General features: G+C 41.2%; 24 protein-coding genes and 1 pseudogene. 11 read left to right on the top strand and 14 right to left on the bottom strand.

All coding sequences use genetic code 11. The features are described 5' to 3' along the window. Window positions 1-52: 52 nt before the first annotated feature. Window positions 53-421 carry a YhjD family protein gene (locus OIT90_RS16200; protein WP_059374641.1) on the top strand — a complete coding sequence of 123 codons (369 nt, stop codon included), beginning with the start codon at window positions 53-55 and terminating at the stop codon, window positions 419-421. Between the two features lie 62 nt (window positions 422-483). Here the strand turns inward: OIT90_RS16200 and OIT90_RS16205 are convergent, their stop codons facing one another. The 3 genes from OIT90_RS16205 to OIT90_RS16215 all read right to left on the bottom strand — a co-directional run bounded on the left by OIT90_RS16205 (window position 484) and on the right by OIT90_RS16215 (window position 3132). Next, window positions 484-1440 (bottom strand): LCP family protein, encoded by a 957-nt coding sequence (locus OIT90_RS16205; RefSeq protein ID WP_039177632.1) that lies wholly within the window; start codon window positions 1438-1440, stop codon window positions 484-486. A gap of 178 nt (window positions 1441-1618) precedes the next feature. Further along, complete coding sequence (locus tag OIT90_RS16210) at window positions 1619-1897, bottom strand: barstar family protein (RefSeq protein ID WP_064498569.1); 279 nt, start codon at window positions 1895-1897, stop codon at window positions 1619-1621. 65 nt (window positions 1898-1962) lie between these two features. Continuing rightward, window positions 1963-3132, bottom strand: coding sequence for an MFS transporter (locus OIT90_RS16215; RefSeq protein WP_144464938.1), 1170 nt, complete (start codon window positions 3130-3132; stop codon window positions 1963-1965). 145 nt (window positions 3133-3277) lie between these two features. On the opposite strand from OIT90_RS16215, the gene pdxR reads away from it, so the two are divergent. After that, on the top strand, window positions 3278-4717 hold the full coding sequence (gene pdxR, locus OIT90_RS16220) for a MocR-like pyridoxine biosynthesis transcription factor PdxR (protein ID WP_474892739.1): 1440 nt from the start codon (window positions 3278-3280) through the stop codon (window positions 4715-4717). 31 nt (window positions 4718-4748) lie between these two features. Here pdxR and OIT90_RS16225 read toward each other — a convergent pair whose 3' ends face one another. Then, window positions 4749-5231 carry a hypothetical protein gene (locus OIT90_RS16225; protein WP_039177626.1) on the bottom strand — a complete coding sequence of 161 codons (483 nt, stop codon included), beginning with the start codon at window positions 5229-5231 and terminating at the stop codon, window positions 4749-4751. 322 nt (window positions 5232-5553) lie between these two features. Next, a complete protein-coding gene (locus OIT90_RS16230) occupies window positions 5554-6132 on the bottom strand; it encodes a competence protein ComK (protein WP_039177625.1) in 579 nt (192 codons plus the stop codon). Window positions 6133-6421: 289 nt separating this feature from the next. Here OIT90_RS16230 and OIT90_RS16235 point away from each other — a divergent pair, with 289 nt between their 5' ends. Next, complete coding sequence (locus OIT90_RS16235; RefSeq protein WP_008348804.1) at window positions 6422-6658, top strand: IDEAL domain-containing protein; 237 nt, start codon at window positions 6422-6424, stop codon at window positions 6656-6658. 56 nt (window positions 6659-6714) lie between these two features. Here the strand turns inward: OIT90_RS16235 and OIT90_RS16240 are convergent, their stop codons facing one another. Continuing rightward, entirely contained in the window at window positions 6715-7575 is an 861-nt protein-coding gene (locus OIT90_RS16240) for an SDR family oxidoreductase (RefSeq protein WP_024425480.1), read from the bottom strand. 142 nt (window positions 7576-7717) lie between these two features. Between OIT90_RS16240 and OIT90_RS16245 the strand changes: the two genes are divergently transcribed. The 5 genes and pseudogenes from OIT90_RS16245 to OIT90_RS16265 all read left to right on the top strand — a co-directional run bounded on the left by OIT90_RS16245 (window position 7718) and on the right by OIT90_RS16265 (window position 12815). Beyond that, window positions 7718-9250 carry an FAD-dependent oxidoreductase gene (locus OIT90_RS16245; RefSeq protein WP_268465397.1) on the top strand — a complete coding sequence of 511 codons (1533 nt, stop codon included), beginning with the start codon at window positions 7718-7720 and terminating at the stop codon, window positions 9248-9250. A 90-nt stretch (window positions 9251-9340) separates the two neighbouring features. After that, window positions 9341-9880, top strand: a pseudogene (locus OIT90_RS16250) (protoglobin family protein); the annotation flags it as partial. A 240-nt stretch (window positions 9881-10120) separates the two neighbouring features. Further along, the gene (locus OIT90_RS16255; protein WP_394336034.1) at window positions 10121-10636 is read left to right on the top strand and encodes a methyl-accepting chemotaxis protein; all 516 of its coding nucleotides are present in this window, start codon (window positions 10121-10123) and stop codon (window positions 10634-10636) included. Between the two features lie 61 nt (window positions 10637-10697). Next, complete coding sequence (locus tag OIT90_RS16260; RefSeq protein WP_039177618.1) at window positions 10698-11282, top strand: histidine phosphatase family protein; 585 nt, start codon at window positions 10698-10700, stop codon at window positions 11280-11282. A gap of 387 nt (window positions 11283-11669) precedes the next feature. Beyond that, a complete protein-coding gene (locus OIT90_RS16265; protein ID WP_047202379.1) occupies window positions 11670-12815 on the top strand; it encodes a serine alkaline protease SapB in 1146 nt (381 codons plus the stop codon). Window positions 12816-12862: 47 nt separating this feature from the next. Here OIT90_RS16265 and OIT90_RS16270 read toward each other — a convergent pair whose 3' ends face one another. Further along, window positions 12863-14146 (bottom strand): M48 family metallopeptidase, encoded by a 1284-nt coding sequence (locus tag OIT90_RS16270; RefSeq protein WP_144490886.1) that lies wholly within the window; start codon window positions 14144-14146, stop codon window positions 12863-12865. A 177-nt stretch (window positions 14147-14323) separates the two neighbouring features. On the opposite strand from OIT90_RS16270, the gene OIT90_RS16275 reads away from it, so the two are divergent. Continuing rightward, window positions 14324-14731 (top strand): YhfM domain-containing protein, encoded by a 408-nt coding sequence (locus tag OIT90_RS16275; RefSeq protein WP_047202362.1) that lies wholly within the window; start codon window positions 14324-14326, stop codon window positions 14729-14731. Window positions 14732-14824: 93 nt separating this feature from the next. Here OIT90_RS16275 and OIT90_RS16280 read toward each other — a convergent pair whose 3' ends face one another. The 3 genes from OIT90_RS16280 to OIT90_RS16290 all read right to left on the bottom strand — a co-directional run bounded on the left by OIT90_RS16280 (window position 14825) and on the right by OIT90_RS16290 (window position 18290). Next, window positions 14825-16378: a fatty acid--CoA ligase family protein gene (locus tag OIT90_RS16280; protein ID WP_106025309.1), complete on the bottom strand. Its 1554-nt coding sequence runs from the start codon at window positions 16376-16378 to the stop codon at window positions 14825-14827. A 176-nt stretch (window positions 16379-16554) separates the two neighbouring features. Next, complete coding sequence (locus tag OIT90_RS16285; protein ID WP_144490884.1) at window positions 16555-17544, bottom strand: lipoate--protein ligase; 990 nt, start codon at window positions 17542-17544, stop codon at window positions 16555-16557. A gap of 2 nt (window positions 17545-17546) precedes the next feature. Continuing rightward, window positions 17547-18290, bottom strand: coding sequence for an MBL fold metallo-hydrolase (locus tag OIT90_RS16290; protein WP_186321650.1), 744 nt, complete (start codon window positions 18288-18290; stop codon window positions 17547-17549). Window positions 18291-18445: 155 nt separating this feature from the next. Here OIT90_RS16290 and yhfH point away from each other — a divergent pair, with 155 nt between their 5' ends. Next, entirely contained in the window at window positions 18446-18583 is a 138-nt protein-coding gene (gene yhfH / locus OIT90_RS16295) for a protein YhfH (RefSeq protein WP_008359029.1), read from the top strand. A gap of 339 nt (window positions 18584-18922) precedes the next feature. Beyond that, window positions 18923-20212, top strand: coding sequence for a cation:dicarboxylate symporter family transporter (locus tag OIT90_RS16300; protein WP_106025312.1), 1290 nt, complete (start codon window positions 18923-18925; stop codon window positions 20210-20212). Between the two features lie 33 nt (window positions 20213-20245). Here the strand turns inward: OIT90_RS16300 and OIT90_RS16305 are convergent, their stop codons facing one another. The 4 genes from OIT90_RS16305 to hemY all read right to left on the bottom strand — a co-directional run bounded on the left by OIT90_RS16305 (window position 20246) and on the right by hemY (window position 25978). Then, window positions 20246-21295, bottom strand: coding sequence for a M42 family metallopeptidase (locus OIT90_RS16305; RefSeq protein ID WP_039177610.1), 1050 nt, complete (start codon window positions 21293-21295; stop codon window positions 20246-20248). 144 nt (window positions 21296-21439) lie between these two features. Next, complete coding sequence (locus OIT90_RS16310; protein ID WP_059376286.1) at window positions 21440-23749, bottom strand: YhgE/Pip domain-containing protein; 2310 nt, start codon at window positions 23747-23749, stop codon at window positions 21440-21442. A 64-nt stretch (window positions 23750-23813) separates the two neighbouring features. Next, the gene (locus tag OIT90_RS16315) at window positions 23814-24392 is read right to left on the bottom strand and encodes a TetR/AcrR family transcriptional regulator (protein ID WP_059376290.1); all 579 of its coding nucleotides are present in this window, start codon (window positions 24390-24392) and stop codon (window positions 23814-23816) included. 173 nt (window positions 24393-24565) lie between these two features. Continuing rightward, window positions 24566-25978, bottom strand: coding sequence for a protoporphyrinogen oxidase (gene hemY / locus OIT90_RS16320; RefSeq protein WP_474892740.1), 1413 nt, complete (start codon window positions 25976-25978; stop codon window positions 24566-24568). Window positions 25979-25999 lie beyond the last annotated feature (21 nt).

Below are 25999 nucleotides of genomic sequence, written 5' to 3' on the forward strand. Positions count from 1 at the left end.
GATATAATAAACAAGAACACTTGTTCTATTTATAAAGAAAGCAGGCTTAGACATGACGAGACTATCAAGAGTACAGCTTCAAATGATGGAACAGGCCATCTTTCTTCCTATGGTCATCTCCATCCTCAATCGTGATCTGACACACTTAAAACAACATCAAACATTTAAATTAAATGAACCATACATTCAGCTTGTGACCTCTGTGTTAAAGGAAGCACAGAAAGCACTTTATGAACTGAAGCAGCATTTACGTAAAGAAAGTATGAAAGTACAGCAAATTGAACACGATGAGGGATTTACAACGTATCTATTTATCATAAATGGCTATGAAGAAAAGCATAAATACTTTAATCCGCGTATACGTCACCGGGTAGAGGAACTGCTGACTCGATATTTTCTCCAACAAACAAATGAACTATAGGCTGAAATGTTGCGCGTTACACATGCAAAAAAAGCCTGCCGCGGCGGCAGGCTCCTAATTATTTATGATAATTCAAGCTGTTTTCTCAGCTCTGTTCTCACTTCGTTTAATCCTGGTCCATCTAACTCAAAATAATACACATTCCCAGGCTGATAATCATGACCCTTTAGCTGAATGGTATCTACTGATTTCAATGAGCTCAGTAATGGAAAAAGACCGATGAACTGTTTCATGGAAAGATTGGTTGAGACATTATCACCAAGCGTATCAATGATGTTGTCGTATGACGGGATCGAAGAAATCGATTTAGATTTTTCAAAGATGGCTTGAAGTGCTTCCATTTGGCGCTTTCCGCGCATGAGATCACTGTCTGCTTTTCTCGTTCTCACAAAGGCTAAAGCTTCTTCGCCATTCAGTCTATGAGTGCCTGTCTGCACTTGAACTTTTCCTTTTGAATCCTTTTCCATCTGTTTTACGATGCTTTCATCTTCAATCGTTACATCAATTCCGTTTAGCTCATCCACAATGTCTTGAAATGCTTTAAAGTTCCCTGAAATCACATAGTCTACAGGAATGTTCAACAAGTTTTCGACCGTTTTGACTGACAAATCTGCACTCCCAAACGCATGGGCGTGAGCAATTTTATCATATCCTCTTCCCGGTATATCCACATAAGAATCACGAGGAATACTGAGAAGCTTAATGGTTTTGTCTGTTCGGTTCACCGCCGCCAGTAAGACCGCATCACTTCTTGCTTCGTCTACCGTTTCACCTGGACGGCTGTCAATTCCAAGCAGCAGCACCGAAAAGCTGTCTTTTCCTGGATCAAAAGCTTTCACACGCTTTTGCGAGGTGTCTCCTCTTTCTAATGATACTTGCGCCTTATTCGACGCTTTTGAAATTTTATAATATGCGTATCCAGTCACGGACACTGCCATCACCATGACAAATGCCATGATAAACAGCACGGCTTTTACCCAAGGCCTTAGTCTTCTTTTTGATCTTGTTTTTTCCTTCATCCTTTCCGAACCCTCACTCTATCTTAGTCTATCAATGTAGGTCCCACTATAACATATTTTGATGAAAGTTTCCTTCATACAACATATTTTTATGAATCCACAATCTTAAACCTCAGACAGCTCACCTATTTACAAATTTAAATCAAAAAACAGCCTGCGGCAGCGGCTGCTTTTTCCATCATGATTGAATATCAAATTGAAATTGTCCCTTCAGTTCTTCTTCTGCTTCTTGAAATAACTGACGCAAGCTCTCAGCATAATCGCCAAGAGCGTCTTTGCTCGTTTGAAAATTCACCCATGTCAGTTCTACTGGAAGATTCACCTCTCCTGTTAAACAGTCCCAAAGAGCATCAAGGTTTTTCCCGTAATAATCAGGAAGGTGTAAAACGGTTTTTAGCTGATCATGAAGCTCTTCTTGCGACCTGCACACTGCGCCGTCCAGCTGCACTTTTTTCATGTTCATCTTCCCCTCTCCTCTCTATATTTTAAACGAATTGGAGGAGAAAGAGAAAGATGGACATCTTACTTTTGTTTCTGTCTGACACCTGAGATGAATAGAATGAGGCAGGCAGCCAAAACGAGCAAGAAAAAGAGGATTAATACGAGCTGAGTACCGTAAATATCAGCGAAGAGGCCAACAAACACACTTGGAATACCAAGACCTAAATAAGCAAACAAGTAATACCCTGCAACGGCTCTAGCCGCCTCTTTTTTCCCCCGCTCAACAATGAGCTGAAGTCCACCTAAATAAGTAAATCCATAGCAGGCAGTACCCGCCAGCATCGTTCCGGCAAGCACAAGGAAGATAGATCCGCTGTTTGCACCGTATAGCAAGAGGCCATATCCGCATGGAAGACAGATAAACCCCAAAAGAAGCGCTGTGCTGCTATTCATCTTGCGCACAAAGGGCTGCATCAGGACACCTGCCATATTAATCAAAAAGAGCGCCGGTCCTACCCACAATTCATAACCATTTAATTTAAGCTGTGCTGGCAAAATTGAAATGACAAGGCCGCACACCGACCACGCGATAGCAATGGCTGCATTCGCCGGCATTGTTCCTTTTGGAAATCTTGGCATGTTCATCATCGGTTTACCTGAATCTCCTTGGACAGGCGGCACGAAAAAGAAGACACCCACAATAGTTAAGAACAAAAAGGCCAGCACAATCCAATAGCTAAGCGGCGTGAGAGACACACGCTGAAAAGAAAGAAGTGCCGTAAAAAGAGCACCGCCCCCAAATCCAACCGAACTGCATAATGCAATAAAAGTTGGAATCCAGCTTGATTTCTCAGGATATAAAGCAATCAAATATGCGGTGCATGTTCCAACACTAAGACCAAGACCGACACCTTGCAGCAGCCGTGCAGCAAAAAGCATCTGTATGGAAGGATGTACAATCATCAACAAAGTGGCACATAACGAAAAGCTAAGCGCAACCAATAAAATCGGTTTGCGTCCAGCCCGGTCAGAAATACCGCCAAGAAAAAGCAAAACTGGAATGAGACCGAAGACATACGCGGCAAATACAAGTGCTGTTGCCGCCTTACCGTACCCTGCTTGTTCTGCATACGCCGTATAAAGGGGCACTTGCAGATTCACAGCAATCGTAATCATAAAAAGACCAAGTAAAACGAAAATAAACGGGATGATGGATAAGTGTGCCGTTTCTTCTTTGGATGCTGGGATCATTTGACTCTCTCCTCTATATCATTACATATGAGAACAGTGTACACACCATTTGGCTTACTTCCTACATCCAAAAACGGCACTATTGACCAGTCCATAATTCCGTGCCATCATCATCTTATGATGTGAAAACGAGAGAAGGTGCACGATGTATATTCATTTAGACCGTTCAAGCGCTACCCCGCTCTGGCAGCAAATCGTAAATGAGATCATTCAAAAAATTCATTCACAAAAACTGCATCCCGACGATCAGTTAACACCGACAAGAGTGCTCGCACAGGAGCTTAATGTATCAAGATCAACCGTTCAGCTTGCCTACGATGAGCTGCTGGCAAGAGGCTACGTCAGCACATCTAGAAGAGGCGGTACAAAGGTCATTTCAAGTGATCAATATACAGCTTCCCCTCTCCATCAAAGTGAACCGCCTTTCCCACCTCCGATAAGACCTCACTTTGAAGAAGCCGAAAAACAAATGGACCATTGGCTGTCAGCCAATCATTTTCATGAGAAGCTCGATATTGATTTTCGTCATCAGGAACCGGCGATCGATGAACACTTTCAAAACATATGGAAACGCTCGCTCATGAAAGCATTACAGCGATTAGATATGAAGAATTGGGGCTATTCCTCCCCGCATGGATTATGGGAAGTGCGTTCAGAAATACGCCAATATTTATCTGTTGAGCGCGGGATTGAAGTAGAAGAAGATCAGATGGTGTTAACAGGTGGCACCCAGCAAGCCATTGATTTGATTTCACAGGTATTGCTTAAAAAAGGGGATACAGTAGCTGTTGAAGATCCAGGTTTTCCTGGGGCAAGGCTGTCGTTTATGCATCGCGAAATGAACATTCACCCCGCACCAGTTGATGAAGAAGGAATGATGGTGAATACATTGCCCCAGCGAACAAAACTGATTGCTGTGACGCCCTCCCATCAGCGTCCAACTGGAGTATGTATGAGTGTAAACAGAAGGCAGCAGCTGCTAAAGTTTGCTGTCAGCCATCAGTCTTATATATTAGAGGATGATTTTGATGGAGATTATCGTTACCATGGCGGGCCGCTCCCTTCCCTATTTTCAGAAGCACCCGAGCATGTGATTTACATCTTAAGCTTCTCAAAGGTGCTGGCGCCTGGGATCCGCCTTGCTGCCATTATCGGCACCAAAGCAGTCATGAAAGAAATTGCCGCACTGCAATCACTCGTTCAAAGACAGCTGCCCATTATGGAACAAATCACACTTGCTTCTTTTTTCAAAGAAGGAGAATTCACCCGATATGTCAGGCGAATGAGACAGCTGTATAAAAAAAGACAGGCGGCCATGATGGAAGCCCTTTTGGCACATCAATTTGACAAACACTTCCGTATCTATGGAACCGATACGGGCCTTCATGTCTTTTTAGAAGGAACACCAGACTTTGATGAAAAAGGAAGCATTGAAGCAGCAAAGGCAGCTGGCGTTGGCATTTATCCCTTAAGTCCTTATTGTTTTGAAAGCAATCGAAAGGGATTACTGCTAGGATTCGCCTGTACGGACGATAGCATGATTCAAGAGGGCGTTCGCCGTTTAAAGAAAATACTGCACATCTAAAAAAGCCTGGAAGTAAACCTTCCAAGCTTTTTTAGGATGATTGCTGAATCTGACCTACTTCTTCAATAAATGCGGCTGTCTGCTGCAAGCCATCCTGAAAATGATGGGTAGCGGATATAAACAGCTTTTCTTGATCGGGATGCTTCAAGAGCTTCTCCACCTTACTAACCCCTTTTTCAAATGAAGCCAGGCCTGTCTTTAATTGTTGATCGGCCTTTTGATAAGCGGCTGGAACTTCTTGATGATCAAGCCCTTTTTGAATCACACGATCAAATGCTTTCGTCGCTTCTGTCAATTTTTTATTTGTTTGAATTTTTCCATGTCCATCTGAGATAAACTGATCGGTCATCTTTTCATATGATTCATTTAACTCATCCATATAAGATTGAACCCATTGTTCATAAGCAGCTTCTTTTGCGTCTTGTTTTGAAGGCGATTGACCTGCTTGCTGACAGGCTGCTAGTAATGTCACTGTTAGGATAAATAGCAGCACCAAATGTGATTGTTTTTTCATACAGAGCCTCCATTTCTTCATCCCACTCGTTCATATCGGTCAAATATAAGCATCCTTTACTACATAAAAATACTTCGCAAGAATTGATTTCTTTTATTGTAACAGACAAGCTCGTGTCACTTCTGTGATTTATGAATAAATAGATGAAAATACGTCTAAGGATTCACATTTCCCTGTCATTTCCCAATACAACCAATAGACGACGAGACATACGTATTTGGTTTCAATGAATTCATCTTTATGATGTATGTCCCCCTTTTTACATTGCATGAAGTCCATATGAGATAAGAGGTCCAGCGGCTGCTCTGCCGCTGGCTTTTGATTAATATCTGTTACGAAGCTCCCTTAATATAAAATCGTATACGAGATTGAGCTGCTGTTCCTTTGGATACAGCATAAATTCTTGTTTCTTAGGAAGACCTCCATCAAGACGATCTTGAAATTTCGTTCGGAGATATGCTGTTCGGTGCACCTGACTCTCAAATGATTTATATGAGACATCAAGTTTGATGGTTTGCTCATTTGTAAAGGTGACCACCGTGTCTCCGAGGGATGATTCCTGGAAGGTATGAATGTATTTGTGGGAGATCCAGCCGCACTGAGGACGGTTGGATGAATAGGTTGGGAAGAAATACAGATGGTTGGATGAGTCAATCACAATTGGGGGTTTGTGAGAAATTCCTGTTACTTCGTATGTTCCCGCCTTTCTGCCTGCATAGCTTGAGCCGAAGAATCTGCAGCTGCGTTCAATAATTTGCAGGGGCTTTAATTCAACATAAAAGCTTGTCTCTCTTTCGATGACTTTTGAATATACTCTTTTTCCTTCTTCAACTGAAAGGACCGCCATTGTTGTTTGATTAATGACGTATGAATCTAAAGGTGTTTCACTAATTCCTGACACTTCATTTCCTCCTGTGTTAATATTTGGTTATTTAAGATACTATTAATCTATCACCAACATATAAGAAACGACAGGATTTTTTCAAAATTTATTAAAATTCATCTTTTTATCATATTTTTTAGTCCATTCGATCTATCGAAAAGCTTTTTTTAAAGATATATCACATTCTGTCGATTGGACAAGTGATGTCGATTCTGCTCAAAAATAAATTGTCTAAAAATTATAAATTCTTGTTGATTTTTTCTCCGCCAATCCATATACTATAAAAAAGGCATCGGGGGGATTCTTTATGAAAGAGAAAAAAACGTATGCTGAGCTCATGAAGTCCCGCAACACCCAAAAAACCGAAGAAAACGGCGTCACCATTTTAGACATCTATATTCAAATGGTTTTAGATGAGGCGCTTTATAAACAGCGCTTAACCTTCCTAAGAGAAGAGATTGATAAGGCTCTGGATCAGCGTGATGAAAAGCGATTCAATGACTTGTCAGCTCAATATGCAGAACACTGCTTACATCAATCATGATGATTTTACTTGCGGCAGAGAGACAGCAACTTGTCTCTTTACCGCAAGTTTTTTGTTTATCCATTTAAAATGGTTCCACCATTCACATGGAGCATTTGTCCATTCATATAAGATGAGTCTTCACTTGCTAAAAATAAATAACTCGGTGCAAGCTCTACTGGCTCACCAGGACGCTCCATTGGGACATCTCCGCCAAATTCAGAGACTTCTTTTTCCGTAAAGGTTGATGGAATCAGCGGTGTCCAAATGGGACCCGGTGCTACCCCATTCACTCTAATCCCTTGTTTAATGAGCGATAAGGATAATGATCTCGTAAATGTGACGACCGCCCCTTTTGTAGATGAATAATCGATCAATGTTTCATGCCCTTTATAGGCGGTGACAGATGCTGTATTAATAATACTGCTTCCTTTTTTTAAATGAGGAAGAACAGCCTTTGTTAAATAAAACATGGCAAAAATATTCGTTTGAAACGTCCGAAGAAGCTGATGCGAGGTAATTTGCTCAATGCTTTTTTGCGGATGCTGTTCCCCGGCGTTATTCACCAAAATATCAATGGAACCAAACGCATCTTTTGTTTTTTTGACGACCTCATTTGAAAAAGCCTCATCCCCTAAATCACCTGCAATTAAGATGACACGGCCTCCCGCTTTCTCAATATAGTCCTTCGTCTCTTCGGCATCGCGATGTTCACTTAAGTACACAATGGCGACATTGGCACCTTCCTTCGCAAATAAGACAGAGACTGCTCTTCCAATCCCGCTGTCTCCACCTGTCACAATGGCTGTTTTTCCTGCTAACTTTTTGTCCTGCACCTCACGATCAAAGACAGGTCTAGGGTTCATTTTATATTCAAGACCAGGACGTTCATTTTGGTGCTGAGGCGGCAATGTTTTCTTCGGCTGCTTTGTTGACACGTTAGTCCACTCCTTCCTTTTATCTTGTTTATTTTTATGTGGTGACTCCTTTTTTATGTATGACGCCCTTGTTTCCTTACAGATGTATGATTTTCATCATTGTGGAAAAATTATACACAACAAGTTAAGTGGAGGCGACAACATGGAACAAGAACATAAAGGAATGGAAGAGGCAAAATCGTTATGGCTGTCGGACAGCCGGAAGCATTCTTTTCCTTCTGTCAATGAAGATCTCACAGCAGATGTGATCATTGTCGGCGGCGGTATTACCGGTATCGCTGCGGCGTTTGAAATGACAGAGCGAGGATTAGATGTGATCATCATTGATGCCGAACAATTGCTGCAAGGCACGACCGGACACACAACGGCTAAAATCACCTCACAGCATGATGTGTACTATTATGAGCTGATTCAACAAATTGGCATGCCAAAAGCACGTTTGTATGTAGAAGCAAACGAAAAAGCAAAAGACCTCATTCAAGCTCGTATCAAAGAGCACGACATCGATTGTCAGCTAGAGATAAAAGATGCGTACCTTTATACAAAGGAAGAAAGCGGTGTAAAAAAGTTAAAGAAGGAATTAGATGCCTACAAACAGCTTGGTATTGACCGGGAATGGAAAACAGAGCTTCCTTTTGACGCTGACATCAAAGCAGCCCTTGCGATGACGAATCAGGCACAGTTTCATCCCCTTCATTATCTCAATGCGCTAATTGACAAGCTCCTCGAGCGAGGTGTACGTATCTTTGAACAAACAACCGCTGTTGATGTAAAAGAAGGGAACCGGCCTGCTGTCGTCACAAAAAACGGACATCATCTGACAGGGCGCTACATCATTTCATGCTCACACTTTCCTTTTTATGATGGGAAAGGACTTTACTTCACCCGAATTCATCCAGAACAATCCTATGTCGTAGCAGCCAAAACGACAAAACCTCTCCCAGACGGGATGTACCTCGGGATTGATCAGTCTGCTCACTCATTAAGAACGGCAGAATGGCACGGCGAGGAAGTCGTTCTCATCGGAGGAGAAGGTCATAAAACAGGACAAGGCGGAGATGAATCCGCTCACTATGAAGGACTAGAAACGTTTGGAGAAGCCACCCTTGGAATTGAAGAAGTACTGTATCGCTGGTCGACACACGATATGGTCACAATGGATCAAATCCCTTACATTGGCCGCCTGACCAAAAACCACCAGAATATCTTTGTAGCGACCGGCTTTAGAAAATGGGGCATGACCACAAGCCACGTAGCTGCTACTCTTATCGGTGATTTAATTGAAGGAAAATCGAATAAATACGAATCAATTTTTACGCCATCAAGACCTGTTACTGACTCTTTCGTCAAAGATTTCGTAAAAGAAAATACCAATGTCGCTGCCAAGCTGATCAGTGGTAAATTCAAACGAACTGATCAAACAATCGATGATTTACAACCAGGCGAGGGCGGCATTATCTCGTATGAACATAAAAAGTGCGGCGCCTATAAATCAGAGGATGGGAATGTTTTTCTTGTCGATACCACGTGTACTCACCTAGGCTGCGAAGTCGCTTGGAATAATAGTGACCGCACTTGGGATTGCCCGTGTCACGGTTCACGTTTTTCTATTACTGGAGAAGTAGTAGAAGGCCCTGCTAAAAAACCACTAAAAAGGTCGTATAAAGAACAGTAAAATTTCACTCTTCCCCTTTAAAAAATCCAATATTATCCGATAAAAAACATAAAGTCTGATATTTGTGATGATTATGGGGGGACAAACACATTGTTATTTAAAAAAGAACCGAAAAGAAAAAACACTGCTTTTTTCACAGAGCAGGATGATGGGATAAAACGAATCAATTTCTCGAACAATACGGACATCGCTAAACAAATCAAAATGATCGACCTGACGCAGCATGACCTATTGATATTAAAGCAGCTCAATTCAATTGTTCAGGATGATATTGCACATATCGTTGATAAATTTTATAAAAATTTAGAAGTCGAGTCTTCCTTGATGCATATCATTCAAGACAATAGTTCTGTCGATCGTTTGAAAAAAACACTCCGCATTCATATTAGCGAAATGTTTGCAGGTGTGATTGACGAAAACTATGTGGCAAAACGCATTAAAATTGCTCAAGTTCATTTACGGATTGGCCTCCAGCCTAAATGGTACATGGCCGCATTCCAAGACCTTCTGCTATCAATTATGGATTTATTTGCAAACCATATCCAAGATTTCAAAGAATATCAGACAGCAGTCAAAGCGACAACGAAAATTTTAAATTTAGAGCAGCAGCTTGTCCTAGATACATTCCAAAATGAATATTCTAAAATTCGTGATGAAGCAGAAGAGCAGCAGCAGGAGCTTCATACAAAAATCACGGAAACTTCAAATTCGCTTGCTTCTCTCTTCTCAAACACAACAAGTGCAGTTGACAAGCTTGTCTCAAAATCGGATGAGATGGCGGACATGTCACAAGCTGGAACACAAATTTCAGCACAGGTTGAAGAAAAATCAATCGGCGGTAAAAAAGAATTAGAAATTCAGCAAACACAAATGAATCAAATTGACGGCAGCATGACAAAAATTGAAACAGAAATTAAGCGCCTTGAAGAAATCGCTAAACAAATTGAACAAATCTTTGGGATCGTTACAGGTATTGCAGAGCAGACGAACTTGTTATCTTTAAATGCCTCAATCGAATCTGCACGAGCAGGTGAACACGGAAAAGGCTTTGCTGTCGTTGCAAACGAGGTGCGCAAATTATCAGAGGACACAAAGAAAACGGTTTCAACTGTATCTGAACTCGTTAACAATACCAATTCACAAATCGCCATTGTGTCCCAGCATATTGCGGACGTGAACTTACTTGTGACAGACAGTAAAGAAAAAATGACTCAAATCAATTCACTCTTTGATGATATCGTCAGCAGCATGAACTTAAGCAAAAACCAAAACGGAAAAATTGAAATTGACCTTCAGACCTTCCTTAACGAATTGAAGGAAGTCAAACAAACGGTGTCTCAAGTCGCAAGCTCCGTCGAATCCTTAACTAGCCTGACAAATCGCTAATACAGCCTTTTTTCTTCTGCTTTAGTATAATAGAAGAAAAGATAGAAAAGGCGGGATTTGATTGACAACAATTTGCCTAGTCAGACACGGGGAAACAGATTGGAATGCAGCGAAACGAATTCAAGGACGAACAGATATCCCTTTAAACGACAAAGGTAAATGGCAGGCTGAACAAACTGGACTTTACTTAAAGGATGTCCATTGGGATGTTGTCATTTCCAGTCCACTAACAAGGGCAAAAGAAACGGCACACTTGATTTTAAATCATGTCCATGCCCCACTTGTCATCATGGATGATTTCATTGAACGAGATTACGGTGACGCTGAAGGCATGTCGTTTGAGGAACGTCAAAAGCTGTTTCCAGATAAACAGTATCCAAATATGGAACCACTTGAGACGATTCAAAACCGAATGTTAGAAGGTATTGAGAAAGTCAGAGCCGCCTATCCAGATCAACATGTCTTGATCGTAGCTCACGGCGCTGCTATCCATGCTTTACTCACCACTTTGGCTGATGAACATATGGGTCTACAGAACACGAGACTTGTCAATGCTTGCTTAAATTATGTGGAATGGTCAGATGGTAAATGGAAGGTTCGTGATTACAATGTGGTCAGCCATTTAACTCAATCCACCCCTTCTTAAAGAGCCTGTTATCTTAGCAGGTTCTTTTTTATGACAAAAACAATGATAAAATAATATTTTTTTATATCGAAATTCGAAATAGATGCTAGACGATTCTACCTATTTTATGGCTTTTCGGGTATCGAATATTTAACCGGAAATGGATCATGAGAAAAAAAGCACACTCCCTTTTTAATAGATCATCGCTGAAATGATAGAATAAACATATTTTACCACCAGTTCCAAGTGACTTAATTCCCCAATTTTCGCTAGGACTTTCACAAAAATTCAGGTCTACTCTTATTTGCCTACTTCCCTTAAACTGAATATACAGAATAGTCAAACGGATCATTCTATTAGACTACGGATGATTATTCTGAAATAAGAAAAAAGGGATGTGGAATGTGCGTGAAAAAGAAAAATGTGATGACAAGTGTTTTATTGGCTGTCCCTCTTCTGTTTTCAGCAGGGTTTGGAGGCTCCATGGCAAATGCCGAGACGGTCTCCAAAACAGATAGTGAAAAAAGCTATATTGTTGGTTTTAAAGCCTCTGCCACCACAAACAGCTCTAAAAAACAAGCTGTCATTCAAAATGGTGGAAAACTAGAAAAACAATACCGCCTCATTAATGCTGCACAAGTGAAAATGTCCGAACAAGCCGCCAAAAAACTTGAACATGACCCTAGCATTGCTTACGTAGAAGAAGACCATAAAGCAGAAGCATATGCACAAACCGTCCCTTATGGAATCCCTCAAATCAAAGCTCCAGCTGTACACGCTCAAGGTTATAAAGGTGCTAATGTCAAAGTAGCTGTCCTTGATACTGGAATCCACGCTGCACACCCTGATTTAAATGTTGCAGGCGGTGCGAGCTTCGTCCCTTCAGAGCCAAATGCCACCCAAGACTTTCAATCACATGGAACTCACGTAGCTGGAACCATTGCTGCCCTTGATAACACAATTGGTGTACTCGGGGTCGCTCCAAGCGCTTCCCTATATGCTGTAAAAGTATTAGACCGTTATGGCGACGGACAATACAGCTGGATTATTAGCGGTATTGAATGGGCTGTAGCCAATAATATGGATGTCATCAATATGAGCTTAGGCGGACCAAGCGGTTCAACTGCGCTTAAAAATGCCGTCGATACAGCGAATAACCGTGGAGTCGTTGTTGTGGCAGCCGCAGGTAATTCTGGCTCTAGCGGCTCTAGCAGTACAGTTGGCTATCCAGCAAAATACGATTCTACAATTGCTGTTGCCAATGTAAACAGTAACAATGTCAGAAACTCATCTTCTAGCGCAGGTCCTGAATTAGATGTTTCTGCACCTGGTACTTCTATTTTAAGTACAGTGCCAAGCAGTGGATACACTTCTTATACTGGAACATCTATGGCGTCTCCTCATGTAGCAGGAGCAGCAGCGCTTATTCTTTCTAAAAACCCGAACCTAACAAATTCACAGGTTCGCCAGCGCTTAGAAAATACAGCGACACCGCTTGGTGACTCATTCTATTATGGAAAAGGGTTAATCAACGTTCAAGCGGCTTCTAACTAACCAAGTGTGATAAAAAAAATCCGGCTGATCCAGCCGGATTTTATTTATTACTGCTTTTTAGGCGGCTTCTCTTTTTCCGCCGCTTTTTCCATATCCATGATTCTCTCCATCATGGTTGGGTGTCCATAACGGAAAATCTTCACTAGAAACGGTGGATTCACCTGGGACAATCCTGATTTTGCAAGTTTTTGAAAAGACGTTACGCCCGCCTCCCCGTCTTTTGTCATGTTCACCGCATATTCATCGGCTGCCCGTTCTTGATGCCTTGACACTGCATTTGTAAAAGGTGAAGCTGCAAATGACAGCATCGATACGATGATTAAAAGAAGCGGAAGAGCAGCAATGTCGTGTGACACCTTCAGACGAAATGTGGCTGCCCCTTTTTGATAAAGATAAAAATAAAGACGATCGATCGCAAATAATCCGGCCAATGACAGCACTAAATATCCTGCTAATCCAATATAAACATGTTTCATGACGTAATGTCCCATTTCATGCGCCATGATAAATAAAATTTCGCGGTCTTTCAGCTTTTGCAGTGTTGTGTCCCATAAGACAATACGCTTATTTTCACCAATTCCTGTGACATAAGCGTTCATCGTGTTCGTTTTCTCAGACATATTGACCTCATACACATGATCTGCCGGAATATGCGCTTTGTCTGCAAGCGTTAATATCTTCTTCTCAAGCGCTTGATCCTTTAGTGGATAAAAATTGTTATATAACGGATCAATGACGACCGGCTGTATAAAGAAGAGAAACAGCGTAACTGGGACTGTCAAACACCACGCATACAGCCACCAGCGTTTTCTTCTCTTTTGAATCAGCCAAAAAAACACAATTGCACAAAGGGCAAGGAGCGGATATTGAATCCAAAAATCCAGTGTTTGATCTTTCAACCAACTTGCCGTACTTTGTGCAGATACTCCGTAGTGCAAAGACAGCTGATAGCCAATCCACTTCATTGGGAATGAAATGAGCATTGTTAGAAGCGACAGCACAAACACGTACACAAGTTTGCTTAAAAACGTGAAACGAGCTGCTGACAGGCTCCAGTCTGCTATTTTCCGTGAAAACCCTGAAATGAGCAAAAGGAAAAAGACATACCAATCTAATGGGATGGTTATGAAATACAGCAGGTTCCGTATGTTCGAGAAATTCTCGCTGATCGCAAGCTCATGACTTGTCATAAAAGTATGTGGATCTGCACTTGTCCCTTTTACACTTTCAGGTACCGATGAATCCCCCATTAGAAACAAATATGAATAAATAAAAAGACCGTACAATATGTATGCTACCGTTGCAAGAGCTATCCATTTACGTACTCGCACAGGTCAGCCTCCTTTCCATTCCTCTCTCTATTCTAATCACTCTTTTTTTCGTTTAGAACCTGTCTCATGTGGCTCCATCATAGCATGCCCCATCTGAAAAAGCTTTCGCGAAAAAAATGATTATGCGACTTAAAAATCGGAGAAGCTACATGTATAACAGTGAGTTGGAGGATCAAAATGAAGAAAATCCTTGCAGGAGTTGTGATTTTGGGACTTTTATTCATCACCTTCTTTTATGTGTTCAGCCGGACGAGCGAAATCTTTGATGAAAATCGAGCAGAAAAATTGCTGCTCTCGCCAGCGAATGAATCCATCTCGTATGAAATAGATGATAAGGACACAGCAGAAGATCTAATTGAAGAATTAAATAAAGGCAGACAAACAAGCAATCATCTCAAGAAAAATTTAAAAAAGCCCGATTATATCGCCAAAGTGATGTTCGGACGAACAAACGGCACCACCTTTCAGCTTTGGACCGACCGATCACAAGTCGTTTTTTTAGTTGATGGAACATTTTATGAACTGAATCAAAAACAGTCGAAATCTTTTCAGAAACAGTTAAAAGAAGCCATTCAAAAGAGCTAAAATGATCTTTTTAGCCCTTTGTCTTCTTTCGGCGTGAGATGGGAGGATTTGTCTACATGCTAAGGGAGCCTCCTCATCAGAGACTCCCTTTTTTTATTTACTTTCTTCTGCTTGATACTTTTCCTTTAGCGCTCTTCTTAAAATTTTACCTGTTGTGTTTTTAGGAATATCATCTATGAAATGGATCGTTTGGGGCTGCTTATATTTCGCTAAATAGCGTGAACAATGTGTAATGATGTCTTCTTGATTGATGTGAGCATGTTTCTTAGGGGAAATATAACAGACGACTGCCTCTCCTGTGTTTGGGTCTGGCACACCGATGACAACGGCTTCTGCTACAGCTTCATGTTGATAAAGTACCTCTTCTACTTCTCTTGGATACACATTATAACCGCCAACAAGAATCATATCCTTTTTCCGGTCGACAATATAAATATATCCTTCTTCGTCTCTTCTCGCCAAATCGCCAGTATACAGCCAGCCGTCTCTTAGTGCAGCTTCCGTATCTTCTGGCATTTGGTAATAGCCTTTCATGATGTTCGGCCCTTTTGCTATCAGCTCTCCGACTTCATTTGGACCGACTTCTTCTCCTAGTTCATTCACTATTTTATTCTTCACATTCATAATGTCAGTCCCGACAGAACCTGGTTTTCTTTTTCCGTCAAGAGGATTAAATGCAGTCACTGGTGATGCCTCTGATAATCCATAACCCTCAAGCACCGTAACACCGAACTTTTTCTCAAAGCCATGGAGTAAGGCAACAGGCATGGAGGCACCGCCTGATATACAGATCCTCACAGATGCCATCGCTTTATCATGCCCCTCCTGGCGGTACAAATAGTTATACATGGTGGGCACACCAACAAATAGCGTTGGCTTCTCTTTTTCCATCATGCGCAAAAGCTCTGAAGGGCTGAAATGCGGCAAGACATAAATCGTCGCACCATGAATCAACGGTGCATTCATGCAGACTGTTAAACAAAAAACATGGAACATTGGCAAAGCGGCAATGACCTTGTCCTTTTTATCAATCGATAAATACTCAGCGACATCTCTAGCATTTGAATAAAGGTTGAAATGAGTCAGCATTGCACCTTTTGGTTTTCCTGTCGTGCCAGATGTAAATAAAATAACAGCGGTATCATCTGGCTGAATGGAAGGATGTACATTCTCATTCGCAACACCTGACACAAGCTTTCCAAAGAAAACAAGTCGATCAGATACTTCCTTGAAGCTTGATCTGCACGCCGATTCATTTTCTGCACAAATGATGACTCTTTCAATGGACGGAAGCTGCTCATACACCTGCTCGTACACTGGCAGAAGCTGTTCAGGCGCCACAATACCTTTTACATCGCCTGTGATGAGCATATACCCAATTTCACTAGGTGTATATGTTGGGTTAATAGGTACTACGACAAGCCCTGCCTTTAATGCGCCAAAAAAAGAAATGACAAAATGCGGTGAATTTCCTAAAATAAGCGCGATATGATCCCCAGCTTGAAACCCTTCGTTGACTAATCCATCTGCAAAACGCTCGATACTTGTCATCAGCTCTCGATAGGTCCACTTCTTTCCTTCAAAGATCAGTGCGATATTTTCTCCCTTCGTCATCGCCGTCTGCTGAAGATTTTTGATCAAATCCATTCTCCCACCCCTTACATGTCATCAATGAATGAATGAATGACCATTCATTTTATGGCCGAACATTCCTCCTTTCTATTATAATAGACAATCGAAAAAATCCACAAGATCAAATGTAAATCGCTTTCATTTCCTTCAATCAAAAAAGCACCGCTATCTCTAGCCGTGCTTTCACGCGATTAATAAATCAAATCAAGAAAATCCTCTTTTGATACGTTGCCGAAATAGTGGCGCATATCCATATCTTCTAAGACGTCACTGATCGTTTTACGATCATATTGCTGTCCAATGAGCCGCTTCTCAATATCGGCAATATCCCCTACGCCAAAGAAATCACCAAAGATTTTGCAATCCTGGATCATCCCTTTTTTCACTTCTAATCGCAAATCAATGGAGCCTGCAGAGAATCTCTTAGAATGCTGTAAATTAAATTTCGGTGAACGGCCATAGTTCCATTCCCATTTTTGATAGCGATCTCTGGAAATCTCGTGAATCTTTTCCCAATCCTTTTCGGTCAGGCGATATTGAGGCACGTCCCCATTTGTATCAAAAATGTAGCTTAAAAGAATTTTTCTAAACTCTTCTGTTGTCATTTTTTGATCCATTAATTCACTGATATTGGCAACCCTGCTTCTAATCGATTTGATGCCTTTTGATTCTATCTTTTCTTTTTTCACATTTAGAGCCGAAACGACATGTTCAATTTCTGAATCAAATAGCAGCGTGCCATGGCTGAAAATACGTCCTCTTGTTGCAAACTGGGCATTTCCAGAAATTTTACGTCCATCTGCCATGATGTCATTTCTGCCGCTCAATTCAGCTTTAACACCTAGCTTTTCAAGCGCTTTGATGACCGGCTCTGTGAACTTTTTAAAGTTATGGAAGCTGTCCCCATCATCTTTTGTGATAAAGCTGAAGTTTAAGTTTCCTTTGTCATGGTAAACTGCACCACCGCCAGATAAGCGGCGCACGACTTTGATTCCGTTGTCTTCCACATACTTCGTGTTGATTTCTTCTATTGTATTTTGGTTCTTTCCAATAATGATTGACGGCTGATTGATGTAAAACAGCAAATACGTTTCTTCTGGATCTAAATATTTTAAGCAATATTCTTCAATTGCCAAATTAATCATTGGATCATAATGTTGTTCGTTATCGATAAACAGCATCTCTATCTTCCTTCCTTGTTCCATCTAAGCCCTGAATGGGCAAGCTGTATATTGCCAGTATATAACGCCTGTGCTTCATTGACTAGGTCTTTATGACGACCAAAATGGGGCAGATGGGTGATGATGAGTTCCCCAACATTTGCTTCCTTTGCAATCTTCCCTACCTCTGTACTGTTCATATGTCCAGCACCTGATCCATCCTGTCCAGCGTAAAAATTGCTTTCGGCTATGAGCAGATCTGCTCCCTTGCTAAAAGGAATAAATGCCTCCTGATAGCTTGAGTCTGCTGTATACACGACCACAGCATCCTCTGCCTGAATTCTCATAGCATAGCATTCTGCCGGATGAACCGTTTTCAAAAAATCAATTTGAAATGGTCCAAGCTGAATCCCTTCTTCTGGCTGATAAGGCTTTGCCTTTGTATGTACATCATCAGAAAGCCGTCTAAACGCTTCTTGATCACCAGTATGTCCATAGATCGGAAGCGGGCCGCTGCTTTTTCCTAAATGATATCCCACTAGCTTCGCATATTGGAGTGGTCCGATATCTGCAATATGATCGTGGTGATAATGAGAAAGGAGAACAGCATCTAGTTCTTCTATATCAATGTATTGCTGAAGCTTTGAAAGAACACCGCTTCCGCAGTCTACAAGAAGACGAAAGCCATTTGATTCAAAAAGGTAGCCTGATGTCGCTTCACCTGCTGCCGGAAACCCTCCATAGCATCCAATTACGGTTAATTTCATCGTCATTTTCCCTCCTTTTCTAAAAATCCCCTTCTTACAATATACCCATTTTTCATGGAAAAAGCATTCTTCTTGCCTATTGTTACAAAACAGATTGACAAATATTAATCTGTTATAATACAATGATAGCAACAAAACGTATTGGAGGATGACAAATGCTAGGAAAAATCACAGAGTTTTTTAGAAATTTGCCCTCAAAGAAATGCACAAAATGTGGAAATGATTTAATGGAACAGCACGAGTGTTACGGTAATGAATGTGAGGAATGCTCACAAGTAAGTTATCTTAAATAAGGAAATAAATTGAATAAAAAAGCACTTTTTCCCTCCTCCGTCAGTTGGAGTCAAAAGTGCTTTTTATTTTTTCTGAAAAATAGGTAAAAAGGTAAAACCCTTGTCACAAAAGGGTTTTTTGGTATTTTTATATGATGAGTTTTAGTTCTGAAGACACTTTTTATTGACTAAAAACAATGAAGTAGGTTCTAAATGTCTATTTTTTCTAACAATTTTGTATTTTCTTAATATAATTTTATCGTGGACGAACCTCTTTAATTTTAGTTATACTTTAATTCATATATTAAAACTTAATATGATGGGAATATTCCTTTAATGAATATGTTAGGGAGGAAATCTATGAAAAAATTAAAATTTGGATTGGCTACTCAAATCCTAATCGGTCTTATTCTCGGTGTCGTTGTTGGGGCAATCTTTTTCGGTAACCCAGGAGTCGAGACATACTTAAAACCAATTGGAGACTTCTTCTTAAGACTCATTAAGATGATTGTCATACCAATTGTCGTATCCAGCTTAATTTTAGGTGTTGCAGGTGCGGGTGATGGTAAAAAAGTAGGGAAACTAGGTTTTAGAACCATTCTTTATTTTGAAATTATCACAACATTTGCGATTATCCTTGGCCTTGTCCTAGCAAACTTTGTACAGCCTGGTGCAGGCGTTGACTTTGGACATGCGGAAAAACAAGATATTAGCCAGTATGTTGAAACGGAAAAAGAGCAAAGCAGCAAATCAGTTGCTGATACGTTCCTTCATATCGTTCCAACGAACTTCTTCCAATCATTGGCGGAAGGTGATTTGCTTGCGATTATTTTCTTCACTGTGCTGTTTGCACTTGGCGTTTCAGCGATTGGGGAACGCGGTAAACCAGTGCTCGCCTTCTTCGAGGGTGTATCACATGCCATGTTCCATGTCGTTAATGTTGTGATGAAAGCTGCACCATTTGGTGTATTCGCACTCATTGGTGTGACCGTATCAAAATTTGGTCTTGAATCTCTTATTTCATTAGGTAAGCTTGTAGGTCTTGTTTATTTTGCGCTCGCTCTCTTCCTTATCGTTGTATTCGGAATTATCGGAAAGATGATTGGCGTCAATATTTTCAGATTTCTTGCTTACATGAAAGACGAAATGCTTCTTGCCTTTAGTACATCCAGCTCTGAAACAGTTTTACCAAGAGTCATGGATAAAATGGAACGCATCGGATGTCCAAAAGGAATTGTTTCGTTCGTTATCCCAATCGGTTATACGTTTAACCTGGATGGCTCCGTCTTGTATCAAGCCATTGCTGCGCTTTTCCTTGCACAGGTATATGGCATTGACCTCACGATCGTCCAGCAGCTTACACTTGTTCTTGTACTGATGGTAACATCTAAAGGAATGGCTGCCGTTCCTGGTACTTCATTTGTTGTATTACTCGCGACATTAGGAACGATCGGTGTACCTGCTGAAGGTCTTGCATTTATTGCAGGTGTGGACCGTATCATGGATATGGCACGGACTGTTGTGAACTTAACAGGAAATGCACTTGCAGCTGTTGTGATGTCTAAATGGGAAGGGCAGTATGACCCTGAAAAAGGACATCGCGTGATGACAGGACAAGAGGTACCCGAGCCAACACAGCTTTCAAGCTAATGAAAAAGAACCCCATCTATCGGGGTTCTTTTTTTATGCTGTGATTAATGGTGATTGAACATAGTGATAAAGAAGATCTGCAGTATGGACAAGTGAATCTTCATGTGTTCTTTCAAAGGCATGCGAGGAATCTATACCAGGACCAATCAGTCCATGAATGATATCATGCCCTGCTCTAATGGCTGCTGATGCATCAGAGCCGTAATAAGGGTAAATATCAAGGCGGTAATCAATGTTGTGCTCTTCTGCTAATGCAGCTAAATGCTTGCGTAATCCATAGTGATAAGGGCCGCTCGAATCCTTTACACAAATCGATACACTGTATTCATCTGTTGACTGACCGTCACCAATCGCGCCCATATCTACAGCTAGATATTCCACCGTTTCTTCTGGAATATTCGAGTTCCCGCCGTAGCCAATTTCTTCATTATTAGAAATTAAGAAGTGCGTCGTATGCGGCAATGTGATATTTTCCTTTTGAATTCTGTGGATGAGCCGCAAAAGTAGCGCCACACTTGCCTTATCATCCAGATGTCTTGATTTAATAAAACCTGAAGACGTCACTTCCACTCTCGGATCAAATGAGATAAAGTCCCCTACTTGAATGCCAAGTGCTTTGACATCGTCTGCATCTTTCACCTTTTCATCGAGACGAATCTCCATATTTTCTTGGTTTCGTTTCGCTTTTCCAGCATCCGCATAGACGTGCACGGATGTTTGATGCATAAGAATGGTCCCTGTGTATGTATGGCCTGATGCTGTTTCAATTTCACAATATTCGCCTTCAATTGAGTTATACTGAAAGCCTCCAATAAGTGCTAGACGAAGCCGTCCATTTGATTTAATTTCCTTAACCATCGCACCGAGCGTATCGACATGCGCTGTCAGCATGCGATGTTCTTTGTCATCTGTTCCTTTAATGGTGGCAATTAATCCGCCTTTTCGATTTCGTTTTGTCTCAATGTTCAAATCTTGTAAAAAACGTTCAACAAAGCCGATCACTTTTTCTGTATTTCCTGATGGACTTGGGATTGATACAAGCTTTTGAATCAGCTGAACGGTTTCATTTACTTCAGTAGTCATTCGGCATTTCCTCCTTTGTCTGAAAGCAATTCCTTCCATGTATGCCTTTTTCAGCATCTCTTCTTAAAATATATCGCTTCAGGTTCGAGATGTCTAATTTCAAATGAAAAATCCTTCCTCTATTAAAGAGAAAGGATTCATGGATTAAACTTCGTCCTGTTTCATTTTTCTTACGTTCCAAGCAAAGTATGCTGTTGTTGCCGCCATCATGATGATCGCAACTGTACCAAGGATCGCTGCTTGGTGCCATAAATAGCTGTCATCACCGCTTGCAATGATCGTTCTAAATCCGTTGATTGTATACGTCATTGGAAGCAGACTGTGAATGACTTGGAAGAATTTCGGCACAAGCTCAAGCGGGAATGTACCAGCACTTGCTGCGAGCTGAAGAACCAAGATGATAACAGCAATGAAGCGTCCTGGGTTCCCCATTGTTGTCGCCAGCAGCTGAATGATCGCTAAGAATGTCAGACTGACGATAATCGCAAAGAGATAGAAGCGCCAGAGGCTTTCCACCTCAAGACCGAGCCCAAAGATGAGCAAGGAGCTTGCAATAACTGCTTGCAGGATACCGACAAAAAAGAGCACACTATATTTGCTGAAAAACCATTCAAACGCATTTCTAGGGCGTCCAGCAGGGTCTTTCATTGGGAAGACAACGGTGAGCATGAGAGCCCCTACAAAGAGTCCCATCGATAAAATATAAGGTGTGAGTCCTGTACCATAATTATCAATCTTTTTCGCTGTATCATTTTCTGTTTTCACGGGACTCGCAATCATATTGTAATTGTCTTGACCCGCATCAATTTCTCCTGTTTCATCAGCGGCGCTTTTTAATTTATCGGACAGCTTACCTGTTCCGCTCTTTAAATCTCCCAATCCTTTATCGAGTGATTTTGAGCCTTCAGCAAGCTTAGATGTGTTGCTTTGGATATTCGTTGAACCACTTTCCAGCTTATTTAACGCTGCGCTTAGCTGGCTTGAACCATTTGCAAGCTTATCTGCACCACTTTTCGCTGTATCAAGCTTTCCATTTGCTGTTTGCAGACCATCTTGTAATTGGCCTTGACCTGTTTGAAGCTTCAGTGCACCTTGATACAATTTATTCGTACCAGATGTCATTTGATCAATCGCATTTTGTATCGCGACTGTAGATGTGTACAGCTGTTCTGTTTTCTGTGGCAGCTGTTTGACTTGCTGCAGCTGAGCTTTTGCAGAAGCAACCGCAGATTGAACCTCACTTGCATCAGGCAGTTCCTGCAAGGCCGCTAAGCTTTGTTCAAGTCCAGACAGATCAGGGAGTTCGATTTTAGGCAGACTGTCAAGCTGATCCATTGCCGCCTTTTTCTCTTCATCTGTCATTGAGCTGTTTTGGATAATGCTTTTTACTTTAGCATCTCGATTCGATAACGCTTCTTTTAATGAAGCAAGTTTTGTACTAAACGTCTTTGCGTCTTTTTTCACCTGATCGAGTTTAGGCGCCATCTTTTCAAGATTCGCTAATTCTGGTGATGACAAGACTTTTTCTACTGCTTCAATTTTTTCTGAAAAGGATTGTGCTTTGTTGTTTAGCTGCTCAATGCCCGCTGTGAATTGCGGCATTTTAGAAGCGAGCTGCTGATGGCCTTCCCGGCTTGTGTTTAACCCTTCAGTCAATGTATCAATTCCTGAACCAAGCTCTCCAAATTTCTGATCGATGGTTTGATAGCCTGTTAAGAGCTGGCCAAGTCCGCTGTCAAGAGATTGTATCCCTGTGTTCAGTTCACCCATTTTACCAGCAAACTGATGAACACCTTCGCTATAGGTTAACGTTCCTTCAGCCAATTTTGCTAAATTGTCTTTTAACTTGTTACTGCCATCTTTTGCACTTTTTGTTCCGTCATCAATTTTCTTCGCACCATCGCTTGCTTGATCTAAGCCTTTTGCAATCGTTTTGAAGTTATCAAAAATGACCTCTGCGTAATTTTTTGTGACTTCCTTTGAAACCGAATCTTTTAATTTGATAATGGCATTATTCGCAATTTGTGACGCCGCATAGTTGGCGCCTGGATTCGTATAATATTTCAGATTCGATTTTTTTGGATGTTTATCAAGGACTGTACTTGCATTTTTCGAGAAATCCTTTGGTATTTCCACGACGAGATAATAATCCTCGTTATTTAATCCCTTCACTGCCTTTTCTTCACTATCGACAAAATTCCATTTGAAATTATCGTTTTTCTTTAATTCCTTCACTAAATCATCGCCGACATGCAGTGTTTTCCCGTCATAATGACTGCCTTCGTCCAAGTTGACCACTGCTACAGGCAATTGATCGACTGTACCATATGGATCCCAGTACGCTTTTAAAAATACGCCACTGTAAATCAGCGGAATAAATAACACAGCGAAAATCGGGATCAGTAGTTTTTTGCTCGTCACAATGTCTTTCCATTGATTCCGAATTAAATTCATTGCTGTTTTCCTCCCATAGATGAATGACTAAATTTAGAATTTGGTCATTTGAACTTAAAAAAAATTATGTTGCGGCTAAAAGTCCTTTGAGTACATAAAGCTCCAGCGACTCGGCCACCTCTTCTTTTGTTAAAGGCTCGTATCGCTTTTCCCAATCAAAAATAAGTGCAATATATAGTTTCACCATCACAAATGCAGTCAATTCAGGATCACATGGCTTAATATCGCCTTTATCAATCGCTTCTTTTACTTTCGTTTTAACATAGCGAATGATCATTTGCTCCATCTTCTCAATCATTTCCTTGACCGCTGATGTGCCAAGCTCCGCATTTTCCTGAAAGATTTTGATTGTGAGCTGGTGGTTTTTTCGAAATTCCAATATTGCAAAGAGTGCTAAATGAAGGTTTTCAGAGAAACTTTTCTCCTCATCCATTGCTTCATCCGCAATTTTCTTCATCTCTATTAAAAGGGATGTGAAAATTTCATCGAACAGCTCTTCTTTGTTTTTGAAAAAGGTATAAATGGTTCCTTTTCCGACGTTGGCCAGCTTCGCCACAAGATCCATTGTGGTGGCTTTATACCCAAATTGAGTAAATGCCTTCGTAGCCCCGTCTAAAATCATTTGTCTCCTATCAACACTCATGATCTCACTCCCAAAATGACTATTTGAACGTTTTGGTCATTAAGTACAGAAAGTAATATACCACATCCTTTTCTCCGGATGCAACAACTTTGTTCACTTTTATGATTCACAACTCTTTTTGAATTATTCGAACACGAAAAACTCCCTTTCCTTGGTAGAAAAGGGAGTTTATTTTATGAAAATAGATAAGATACAGCCTCTGAAATGGCCGCTTTTCCTTGATCAATACAATCAGGGATTCCGACACCTTCAAAAGCAGCACCTGTGATATAAACACCAGGATATGATTGCTTAAACGTTTCTCGCATGTTCGAAATGGCTTTCTGATGACCGACGTGATACTGCGGCATGCTCGTCTTCCAACGAGTCACTGTCGTCAGTTCTGGATCTGCTTTAATATCCATAATTTTCTTCAAATCCTCCAGCACAATGCTGACGATTTGATGGTCTGACTGTTCGACAATTGATTCGTCGCCAGCCTTCCCTACATAAGCACGCAATAGCGTTTTTCCTTTAGGAGCTGTATGCGGCCATTTTTTGTTCGTCCACGTACAGGCTGTAATAGAGAAATCACTGTTTCTTGAGATGACAAAACCAGTGCCGTCATATTCATTATGAACATCCTCTTCTCTAAAACCGAGTGCAACTGTTGCAACAGAAGTAGATGTCATATCATGCAAGTACTCAAGTCCCGCTTCTTTTGGAAACATGGAATAGATCGATTGATGCGGAGTTGTCACAATGGCTGAATCGGCAAAAAGCGTTTGACCGCTGTCTAATTGCACTCCATAGCCCCCATCAGTTTTTTCAATCTGCTTCACTTTTGTCCCTTTATAAACCGTTGTCAGCTGGAGCTTGCTTTCTACTGCTTCAACAAGCGCTTGCAGTCCTTGATTGATCGTTTGGAACTGCCCTTGTTTTTTCGCTGTTACTTGCTGCGCTTTCGCATGCTGCTGTGATTTTTTCATCCCAAGAATCAAACTGCGATACTTTTGTTCTGTTTGATAAAACTGCGGGAAGGTGGACATTAAGCTGAGGCGGTCAATGTCACCTGCATAAATACCTGATAGTAGAGGTTCGATTAAATTCTCAACTACTTCATCACCGACACGTCTTCTAAAAAATTCACCGAGCGACTGATCTTCTGTCTGCTTGCTTTTTGGCAGTACGAAATCCATTGCGGCTCTCGCTTTTCCTGCAACTGAAAAAAGACCGGTTGTGATGAATGGGCTGATTTGAGTTGGAATACCCATGACAGCGCCTTTTGGCATCGGGTGAAGGGTTTCATTGACTAGTACATATGCTTGCCCTGTTTCATTATTGACGAGCTGATCCGCGAGACCAACATCCTTCGCCAGCTGCGGTCCACTGACCTTTCTTTCTAAAAATGAATCAGGTCCACGTTCAATGATGTAGCCGTCTTTATATAATGTTTGTATTTTTCCACCTAGCCTAGGGCTCGCTTCAATAAGAGATATTTGAATGGGAAGACCTTTTTCTTCGACTTCCTTTTCCAAATAGAAGGCGGCGGCTAAACCAGTGATGCCACCGCCAATGATGACAAGGTGTTTTTGATTGTCATGCATAGGATCGCCTTCTTTTATATA

This window comes from Bacillus sp. ABR (assembly GCF_056172715.1).

Bases quoted from the DNA above. Each gene is read 5' to 3' on its own strand.
- OIT90_RS16225 (WP_039177626.1), bottom strand. From the start codon at position 5,231: ATGAAAAAACAATCACATTTGGTGCTGCTATTTATCCTAACAGTGACA.
- yhfH (WP_008359029.1), top strand. From the start codon at position 18,446: ATGCTAGGAAAAATCACAGAGTTTTTTAGAAATTTGCCCTCAAAGAAA.
- OIT90_RS16210 (WP_064498569.1), bottom strand. From the start codon at position 1,897: ATGAAAAAAGTGCAGCTGGACGGCGCAGTGTGCAGGTCGCAAGAAGAG.
- OIT90_RS16235 (WP_008348804.1), top strand. From the start codon at position 6,422: ATGAAAGAGAAAAAAACGTATGCTGAGCTCATGAAGTCCCGCAACACC.
- OIT90_RS16315 (WP_059376290.1), bottom strand. From the start codon at position 24,392: ATGAGTGTTGATAGGAGACAAATGATTTTAGACGGGGCTACGAAGGCA.
- OIT90_RS16280 (WP_106025309.1), bottom strand. From the start codon at position 16,378: ATGGATTTGATCAAAAATCTTCAGCAGACGGCGATGACGAAGGGAGAA.
- OIT90_RS16205 (WP_039177632.1), bottom strand. From the start codon at position 1,440: ATGAAGGAAAAAACAAGATCAAAAAGAAGACTAAGGCCTTGGGTAAAA.
- OIT90_RS16200 (WP_059374641.1), top strand. From the start codon at position 53: ATGACGAGACTATCAAGAGTACAGCTTCAAATGATGGAACAGGCCATC.
- OIT90_RS16305 (WP_039177610.1), bottom strand. From the start codon at position 21,295: ATGACTACTGAAGTAAATGAAACCGTTCAGCTGATTCAAAAGCTTGTA.
- hemY (WP_474892740.1), bottom strand. From the start codon at position 25,978: ATGCATGACAATCAAAAACACCTTGTCATCATTGGCGGTGGCATCACT.
- pdxR (WP_474892739.1), top strand. From the start codon at position 3,278: ATGTATATTCATTTAGACCGTTCAAGCGCTACCCCGCTCTGGCAGCAA.
- OIT90_RS16290 (WP_186321650.1), bottom strand. From the start codon at position 18,290: ATGAAATTAACCGTAATTGGATGCTATGGAGGGTTTCCGGCAGCAGGT.
- OIT90_RS16300 (WP_106025312.1), top strand. From the start codon at position 18,923: ATGAAAAAATTAAAATTTGGATTGGCTACTCAAATCCTAATCGGTCTT.
- OIT90_RS16275 (WP_047202362.1), top strand. From the start codon at position 14,324: ATGAAGAAAATCCTTGCAGGAGTTGTGATTTTGGGACTTTTATTCATC.
- OIT90_RS16215 (WP_144464938.1), bottom strand. From the start codon at position 3,132: ATGATCCCAGCATCCAAAGAAGAAACGGCACACTTATCCATCATCCCG.
- OIT90_RS16310 (WP_059376286.1), bottom strand. From the start codon at position 23,749: ATGAATTTAATTCGGAATCAATGGAAAGACATTGTGACGAGCAAAAAA.
- OIT90_RS16245 (WP_268465397.1), top strand. From the start codon at position 7,718: ATGGAACAAGAACATAAAGGAATGGAAGAGGCAAAATCGTTATGGCTG.
- OIT90_RS16285 (WP_144490884.1), bottom strand. From the start codon at position 17,544: ATGCTGTTTATCGATAACGAACAACATTATGATCCAATGATTAATTTG.
- OIT90_RS16255 (WP_394336034.1), top strand. From the start codon at position 10,121: ATGAATCAAATTGACGGCAGCATGACAAAAATTGAAACAGAAATTAAG.